Source organism: Acidiphilium rubrum (assembly GCF_900156265.1).
In the GTDB taxonomy this organism is placed as follows: domain Bacteria; phylum Pseudomonadota; class Alphaproteobacteria; order Acetobacterales; family Acetobacteraceae; genus Acidiphilium; species Acidiphilium rubrum.
Genome location: NZ_FTNE01000001.1, coordinates 172996 through 181247, shown reverse-complemented (window position 1 = coordinate 181247; position 8252 = coordinate 172996). Strand labels below are relative to the sequence as shown.

The window sequence follows — 8252 nt, the reverse complement described above, 5'->3', positions numbered from 1 at the left end:
TTGGCGCGGATGCGCGGGGATTGCGGGGGTTTGGCGGCGATTTTGGCGAAGCGGGCGATCTGCCGGCTGAGGTAGTTCCAGATCAGGACGAGGAGGGGGCCGTGGATTTTGAGGCGGTAGCCGTTGTCGGCCACGGAGCGTTGCAGGGCGCGGAAGATCACCGCGAAGCGCTCGGACGGATCGGCAGGCATGAAAGGCGCGTTCGAGATCATGGGTATGGTTAAACCATGGCGGGTGGGGGGTGAGAAAGAGAAAAAGTTAGTTTTGGAAACATTTATGGGAGGCGCGACTGCGCGGGTGCTCGATGGCGCGTAACCCCAGCAATCCCCCATCGGAGGAAAGCAGATCGGCGTCGAACCGGGCCTCGATCGACTTGCCGGCGACAGGTGACCGACAAGGGAGAATTGGCGTATTTGCAACCGAGGCGAGCATGGCGGTCCGTCGTGGCGTGGGATGGATTCGACACCCACTTCCCACATCATATCAACGGTTTATGCTATGCTCGCCCGCCTTCGTGCATAATTCGGGCTAGAGATTGGGCACAGGTTACGCGTTAGGGCGGTTGGTATTATATATAAATAACTTTGCGTCAAAATTAGTTTTCTACGAAACTTCTTTCAAAAATTCCTCAAAATTATAAATAGTAACAGCTCCATGAAAATTAAATAACGCTTCTTTACCACCAATATTGTGGGGCATCACAGTAATTGAACCATATTCTACTAAATTAATTACATTTATTTTCGAATATTTTTTCCGACAATAGTCAAACGCTTGACCAACAGCATTTTGATCTATTGTCCAGTTTGTTGGTAGGCTTGGATCGTAGGCTACCGAGATAAAGTTTTTCAGAATTTTACTGTATAATTTCCCTATCTCGTTCGCCGCAACATACATCTGACTGGCGTTGATAGACCACGGCTCGCCAGCTATCTGGCGCTGCGACTCATCGAAATTGTGCATGCGCAATGCCAGATCGGCTGCCCTCAGACCGTCAACCTTCTCAAAAAAATCAGCCGAGATGATGTCGTCAATGTCAATTATAATCGTATCAGCATTATAGCGAGAAAATAATTCCGGTAATGCTAAAAATCGAAGGCAAGTAAAAATGCCCGGCTCAGCATATTTCAATGAGCCGAAAGCATACGAAAGGTGCAAATTAGAGCCAGCATGATTGAGGCGTTTTGACCATTTCTCCAGAAATTCAAGCTGTGCGCGATCTGGCTCAGCGAAGTGAATGTGCAACAATGTTACATTCTTTACGGCAGAGTGCATTACGGTCTTTATCAGCGACAGCAACAACTTCGGAAAATACGCGAAATATCCGGAGTCACAACCAACCACGATTGTCAGTTGCGGGGGGGCCAACTCATCGCTTGGCGCACACCAGCGCCACCCATCAACGCCCACGAAATCGACGGCCGGTTCGACTGCCAAAGCATTAACCGAGCGAGAATCCAGCCATGTTAGAACGCCCGCATTGAAATGAGTTGGCATGATTTTATGTGAAAGGCTCTCTAAACGCGCACAGCCATAATGAAAATCCGTCTTCGCGCGATCGCCGTTGAGCCAATGATGGTGTCCTAAATGTAAGTGATACCAATAACTCGCGCCGTTCAATGCATGATCGCGCTCAAGAATATTTATCGCTGCGCCCGAGATCAATCCAATGACAGGGAGCGCATGTTCCATGAAACGCGAATAGGTCGGACGCTCGGCGGCAGACACCTTCTGCGGTCCAACAAAGCAAAGGAAATCATGAGAAAATGGATCTACGCCGACGGAATCGAGAATAAACGGCATGAAAAAACGATTGTCATCAAATGATTTTTTCAAATCTTCAATCTCAGCACGTTTCTTCTCAGAGACATCACAGTTAGAGAGGGCACGGTCGAAAAACATCAACATGCCCGCTGGGTCACCCTGAGCCAGCCGCAGTGCAGCGATCGAGTAAAATGCATTTCCTCGATCGCCAAACATCTCAGCACTGGCCAGTAATGTTGCCTCAGCCTCATCAAGCAAACCGCCCGCAGCCTGCAACCATGCGAGCCGTCTGACTGCCTCGACCTTATTTTCGGTCCGCTCAGCATGATTGCGCGCTTCAGCTATCTGCGCTTCCCAATCATTCAAGTTCCCTCGAATATTGAGTAAATGCCGATCTTGCTCAACAGATAAAATTAATTGGTTGCTGCTACTAGTTCTGGAATCGAGATCAGATACGGCACCCGTGCTAGAATCTGTATCGTTTACGTCGTCCAATTTTAATATGCTATCAATATGATTCTGCAGAACCTGACTCACGATTGCTTCGCCGTATTTTTGATAAAGCGAGTATCTTTCCCGCCAATGCTCGCCGTGACTTTCGAGACCTACAGTCCCTTCAAACGCACGACCTCCATTGATAATCTTTTTTCGAACATGATCTCGGGAGCGAAGCGAAAAGTGCCATATGTACCATCCGCCCAGAGCAGCCGTTATGACGGCATTTAATGGACAGGTTATTGACCTGACAAAATGATTTCCTTCCATAATTGCAAGATCACTATCGGATCGATATGAGATTTTAGGAACAACAGGTAAGAGCCTTGATGTATATTTATTAAAGGTTTCAAAAGGATTAGTTTTATCATCAAATACATCTTTAGGAAGAGAAGACGCGCAGTGAATCCAATGAAATACAATAATTTTATTTTCGTAATTGTTCAAATATCCTTCAAATTTCTCAATAGCCGCCTGCATTGAATACGTATTTTCTGCCGCGATGAATTCATCTGCATCGATTAAAAAAACCCAAGCGATATTGCAACCAACTAGAGCCGCATGTTTCACAAACACATCGGCGTACATCATCATTTTTTTCGACTGATAATGCCCCGCTACCGGATCGTCTACAAGCAAAACAAAAGCATCTAGATGACGCTCTCTAAAATCTTCTATTTTTTCTTTTGTACCATCGGTACTCATATTATTTATAAGACAGAAGCAACGGAAGCCTAGTTGATAGTGGTGCACTAAATTTTGACCGATAATATCCGCCTCGTCTTTTACCAGAAGAATTATCCCAGCCTTTTCCAACGCAGGTACCCGCTCAGGAGCCATCGGTCCCCATCCTGGCGTACCTCGCGTGGCCTCAAACCGCCAATATGCCTGCATGCCGGATGCATAGCGCGCTAGTTCCGCTTTTCCGTCTGGACGCAAGGCGTCATAGTGACGCTCAATAAATTCCAGCCGTTCACCGTCGCGGCCGGCAGATGAATACACCTCGGCCATTGCGACCACAGGCCAATGGCTTCCCGGGTCGATCAACATCGCGCGCGAGATGTCCGCGCTTGCTCCAGAATAGTCGCCGGTCAAGCGTAAGCATTCCGCACGTTCGAGGAGTGCGCGGAAACGCATGTGTTCATTGTCCAGGCTGGATACCAAGGCGAACACAACGGCCGCATCTCTCAAATGACCACTCTTTTTGAGACGCTCTCCAACCATGAACCCAAGGTCGGCATCATCGGGTCGCTCAAACGCCGCGCGTCGCAAAACATCCAACGCATCCTCGGTTCGTCCCTCGGCATCGAGTTCCGCAAGCTGGTCCCGCCATGATCCGGCCATTGTTGAATTCATTGACTCATCCAAGAAGTTTCGAAGTCATACCATCCGTCTAAAAGATAATTCATGACGTTTATTTTTTACTAGGAAAGATTTTGGCCACTGCGTAACTAGGCCCGCCTTGATGCCTTTGTTTCACGTGAAACAACGATAGTTATTTTATTGAATATGTTGTCACCCCATCGCAGCCAACATCGCCCGCACCCCCGCCGCAGACCCATCCGGATGATGCCATACCGCACCGATCACCGCCAGAAAATCCGCCCCAGCCTCAACCAACTGCGCGCAATTCCCCGCATCGATCCCGCCGATCGCGACACACGGCACCTCCATGATGCTCGACCACCATGCGAGAATCTCGATCTCGGCGTGGCTTTTGGCATCCTTGGTCGCGGTCGGGAAAAACGCGCCGAACGCCACGTAATCGGCCCCGGCCTCCGCCGCTTCCATCGCGAGATGCCGCGAATCATGGCAGGTCACGCCCAGGCTCGCATTCCGCAGCAATGCCCGCGCTGCCTTCACCCCGCCCTTGGGCAGATCCTCCTGGCCCAGATGCGCGCCATCGCACCCCAGCCGCACCGCGAGATCGGCCCGGTCGTTCAGAATGAAAGCGACATCGCGCGCCTGCACCACCGGCATCAGCGCCGCGACCGCGCGGCAGATATCGTCCTCCGCCGCATCCTTCAGCCGCAGTTGAAACGCCGAAACCGCGCCGGCATCCAACGCCGCCGCCAGCGCATCGGCGAAGTCCGGCCCGATGCGCGGCGGCGAAATCAGATAGAGTGCGCTCAAGCCTTGCCCTGATAGATCGCGATGATCTGCGACAGCAGCGCCAGCGCCTCATCGCGCGGCCGGGTGAAGGAATTGCGCCCGACGATCGAGCCCGATCCGCCACCGGCGTGCACGCCCTTGATGGTCTCGAGCAGGCTCGCCGAATCCGACGCCTCACCGCCCGAAAACACCACCAGCCGCCGCCCGGCGAAGCAGGATTGCACGACATGCTCGATCCGCTTTTCCATCGTCGAGATATCGATTTTTTCGTAGGCCTTCTTTGCCGCCTCCAGCCCGATATGCGCGGTCGGCGGTTTCACCTTGATGATGTGCGCCCCCAGCAGTGCCGCCATATGCGCCGCATAGGCGCAGATATCGACGGCGGTTTCGCCCGCCTTATCGAGCAGCGGGCCGCGCGGATAGGACCACAGCACCACCGCCAGCCCGACCGATTTGGCCTCCTCCGCCAATTCGCGGAATTGTTCCATCAGCTTGAACTGGTATTCCGAACCCGGATAGATCGTGAAACCGATCGCCGCACAGCCCAGCCGCAGCGCGTCCGACACCGAGCCGGTCACCGCCTGGTCCTTCTCGGTCGCCAGCGAATTGGATGAATTGAGTTTCAGAATGGTTGGGATGGCGCCGGCGTAGCTGCCGGAAGCCGCTTCGAGCATTCCGAGCGGCGCGGCGTAGGCCGATAACCCGGCATCGAGCGCCAATTGGAAATGATAATGCGGGTCATAGGCGGGCGGATTCGCCGAAAAACTGCGCGCCGGCCCATGCTCGAACCCCTGATCGACCGGCAGGATCACCATTTTGCCGGTCCCGCCGAGCTTGCCCTGCATCAGGATGCGCGCAAGATTGCCCTTGCTGCCGGGGTTGTCGCTTTCGTACCAGTCGAGAATTTTTTTGACCCGTTGGGTGACGCGCATGATCATCTCCTGTGATTGTGCAAGGCGGACCTGACCTAGCCGGTTTCAGCCGCGCCACCAAGCCACCCCGCCAGGCGCCGGTCGGCACCTCGAACCGCTAAGTCGAGCGCCGGTGGCGCGGTATCAAGCAGGAGCGCGCCACACTCTGCCGCGATCAGGGCGATGCGCGCGAAATTCGGCGCTGACCGGCCCAGAATCACGCCCGGCAGCCCTAGCCGCAGCGCCTCCAGCGCGCGGCCGCCGGCATCGGCGCAGTCGAGCAGGCTCGCCGCCTGATACCCCGCCACCATCGCCTGCCACCAGAAGCACCCGCCATAAACCGCAAATCCCGGCGCCGATAACAAGGTGACCGGCCGCCCCAGCGCCATGAGGGCGGCAATCTGCGGGCGGTCGTGCACGATGACCGCGGGCGGCAGCGTCGCGCCGCTAATCGCGCGTGCTCTCGATCAGGACCTCGCGCTTGCCGACATGGTTGGCCGGCCCGACCACGCCTTCTTTTTCCATTTGTTCGATCAGCTTGGCAGCGCGGTTGTAGCCGATTTGGAGGTGGCGCTGCACGAAGCTGGTGCTCGCCTTGCCCTCGCGCGCGACCAGCGAGACCGCCTGCTGATACAACCCGCCCTCGCCGGCTTCGGCGGCGGCGAGGCCGGGCATGTTCGGTGCATCGTCCTCGGTCGCTTCGGTCACCGCATCGAGATAGTCGGGCTCGCCTTGTTCGCGCAGGTAGGCGACCACGTCTTCGACCTCGCGGTCCGACACGAAGGGGCCGTGGACGCGGGTGATGCGGCCGCCGCCGGCCATGTAGAGCATGTCCCCCATGCCGAGCAGCTGTTCGGAGCCCTGTTCGCCGAGGATGGTGCGGCTGTCGAACTTGCTGATCACCTGGAAGCTGATGCGGGTGGGGAAATTGGCCTTGATGGTGCCGGTGATGACATCGACCGAGGGGCGCTGGGTGGCCATGATGACATGGATGCCGGCGGCGCGGGCCATTTGGGCGAGGCGCTGGACCGCGGCTTCGATTTCCTTGCCGGCGACCATCATGAGGTCGGCCATTTCGTCGATGACGACGACGATGAGGGGGAGCGGTTCGAGGGCGAGCGGCTGATCTTCGAAGGTGGGGCGGCCGGTTTCGGAGTCGAAACCGGTCTGGACCCGGCGGGTGACGACCTCGCCCTTGGCCAGGGCATCGTTCACGCGGTCGTTGTAGCCGCCGATGTTGCGGACCGAGAGGCCGCTCATGGCGCGGTAGCGGCGTTCCATTTCGCGGACCACCCATTTGAGGGCGGCGACCGCCTTGGCCGGTTCGGTGACGACCGGGGCGAGGAGGTGGGGGATGCCTTCGTAGACCGAAAGCTCGAGCATTTTCGGGTCGATCATGATGATGCGGCATTGCTCGGGCGAGAGCCGGTAGAGCAGCGACAGGATCATGGCGTTGATGCCGACCGATTTGCCCGAGCCGGTGGTGCCGGCGATCAGCAGATGGGGCATGCGGGCGAGATCGGCGATGACGGGTTTGCCGCCGATGTCCTTGCCCAGCGCGATCGAGAGTTTGCCGGCGCCGCTGCCCCAATCGGCCATGTCCATCAGTTCAGAGAGATAGACGGTTTCGCGCTTGGCGTTCGGGACCTCGATGCCGATGACGTTGCGGCCGGAGACGGTGGCGATGCGGACGGCGAGGACGGAGAGGCTGCGGGCGATGTCGTCCGCGAGGCCGATGACGCGGGCGGAGCGGATGCCGGGGGCGGGTTCGAGTTCGTAGAGCGTGACGACGGGGCCGGGGCGGATTTCGACGATGCGGCCCTGCACGCCGTAATCGCCGAGCACGGTTTCGAGCAGGCGGGCGTTGGCTTGCAGCGCCTCGGCCGAGGGGCCCGTTGCCGCGCGCGGCGGGGCGGCGGCGAGCAGTTCGAGCGGCGGCAGGCGCCAGCCGGTGTCCGGCAGGGGCAGACGTTCCTGTTTGGGTGGGAGTTTTTTCGCTTGTGCCGGACGGGTCAGCCGGACTGGTGCGGCGAGACCGGGATGATCGGCTTTCGCGTGCTCGATCGCTGTGCCATCGGCATGCGGCAGGCGGATACCGGCTTCGTCGTCGATTTCGAACGGATCGATCATTGGCGGGGTGCTCAGCACCGGCGCGAGCCAGGACGATACCGCGCCCATGCCGCCGCGCGCGCCGCGCACCGCGCGGCCGCTCTGCCGGGCGGAAACCACCGCAGCATCGCGCGCGCGCCGCCCGGCTGCCCGCCACTCGCCGGGGCTGAGCCCGAGGGCGTACAGCGCGCAACCAAGGCCGATCACCGCGGCAACGCCCAGCGCGAGCCCGCGGCCGATTACCCCGAGCATCGAACGCCCGGCCGCGGTGCCGAAACCGCCGATCAGTTCACCCGCAACGCCACCGAGGCCGGCGGGGACCGGCCAGTGCGTCATCATCGCTGGATCGATGGCAAGCGCGGCACCCAACGCGGCGGCCAGCGCCGGCATGGCAAGCAGCGTCGCCGCGATCCGCAGCCGCCAGCGTGACACACGGCCATGATTGACGAGTAGAAATGCCCAGGCCAGCAGCACCAGGCCCGGCAGGGCCGCGATCACGCCGAAGCCTTGCAGCAGAAAATCGGCAAGCGTGGCACCGAAATTGCCAGCCAGATTCTGCGGCGGCAGGCTCGATGCGGTATCGAGCGAAGCATCGCCGGGGTGATAGGAGGCCAGCGCCACCAGCAGGATCAGCCCGGCCAGCACTGAAACCAACGCCGCGATTTCGGCGAGATGCCGGGCAAACCGCGCTTTCAGCGCGGGGGAGAGAAACCGTCGGGAGTCGGTGGTCGCGGACATCGGGTGATTGGGCTCCGGCTATGCAGGTTGGGTATGAACTATAACCCAAATCCACCTGATTCCACAAAGCAAAACGGCCGGGCGCTCGAAAGCACCCGGCCGCTGCCGTCGATCGGGGTGGCG

At 58.2% G+C, this 8252-nt stretch carries 6 protein-coding genes and 1 pseudogene; 1 reads left to right on the top strand and 6 read right to left on the bottom strand.

Annotated elements, in window-relative coordinates; translation table 11 throughout:
• A pseudogene (locus tag BW994_RS19510) lies at window positions 1-191 on the bottom strand (hypothetical protein); the annotation flags it as partial.
• On the opposite strand from BW994_RS19510, the gene BW994_RS20340 reads away from it, so the two are divergent.
• Window positions 190-315: a hypothetical protein gene (locus tag BW994_RS20340; RefSeq protein WP_281174435.1), complete on the top strand. Its 126-nt coding sequence runs from the start codon at window positions 190-192 to the stop codon at window positions 313-315. The pseudogene BW994_RS19510 and the gene BW994_RS20340 sit on opposite strands and share 2 nt — an antisense overlap.
• A gap of 288 nt (window positions 316-603) precedes the next feature.
• Here the strand turns inward: BW994_RS20340 and BW994_RS00780 are convergent, their stop codons facing one another.
• From BW994_RS00780 to BW994_RS00760, 5 genes are all read right to left on the bottom strand, one after another.
• Window positions 604-3627, bottom strand: coding sequence for a glycosyltransferase family 2 protein (locus tag BW994_RS00780; protein WP_217696421.1), 3024 nt, complete (start codon window positions 3625-3627; stop codon window positions 604-606).
• Between the two features lie 147 nt (window positions 3628-3774).
• The gene (gene thiE / locus BW994_RS00775) at window positions 3775-4392 is read right to left on the bottom strand and encodes a thiamine phosphate synthase (protein ID WP_029311453.1); all 618 of its coding nucleotides are present in this window, start codon (window positions 4390-4392) and stop codon (window positions 3775-3777) included.
• Window positions 4389-5303, bottom strand: coding sequence for a class I fructose-bisphosphate aldolase (locus tag BW994_RS00770; RefSeq protein WP_029311454.1), 915 nt, complete (start codon window positions 5301-5303; stop codon window positions 4389-4391). The genes thiE and BW994_RS00770 overlap by 4 nt, the downstream gene beginning before the upstream one ends.
• Before the next feature lie 35 nt (window positions 5304-5338).
• Entirely contained in the window at window positions 5339-5701 is a 363-nt protein-coding gene (locus BW994_RS00765) for a hypothetical protein (protein WP_051657276.1), read from the bottom strand.
• Window positions 5702-5729: 28 nt separating this feature from the next.
• Complete coding sequence (locus BW994_RS00760; RefSeq protein WP_029311456.1) at window positions 5730-8129, bottom strand: DNA translocase FtsK; 2400 nt, start codon at window positions 8127-8129, stop codon at window positions 5730-5732.
• Between the last annotated feature and the right edge of the window lie 123 nt (window positions 8130-8252).

Excerpts from the sequence above, each read along its gene's own strand:
- BW994_RS20340 (WP_281174435.1), top strand. The coding sequence starts at position 190 with ATGAAAGGCGCGTTCGAGATCATGGGTATGGTTAAACCATGGCGGGTG.
- BW994_RS00770 (WP_029311454.1), bottom strand. The coding sequence starts at position 5,303 with ATGCGCGTCACCCAACGGGTCAAAAAAATTCTCGACTGGTACGAAAGC.
- BW994_RS00760 (WP_029311456.1), bottom strand. The coding sequence starts at position 8,129 with ATGTCCGCGACCACCGACTCCCGACGGTTTCTCTCCCCCGCGCTGAAA.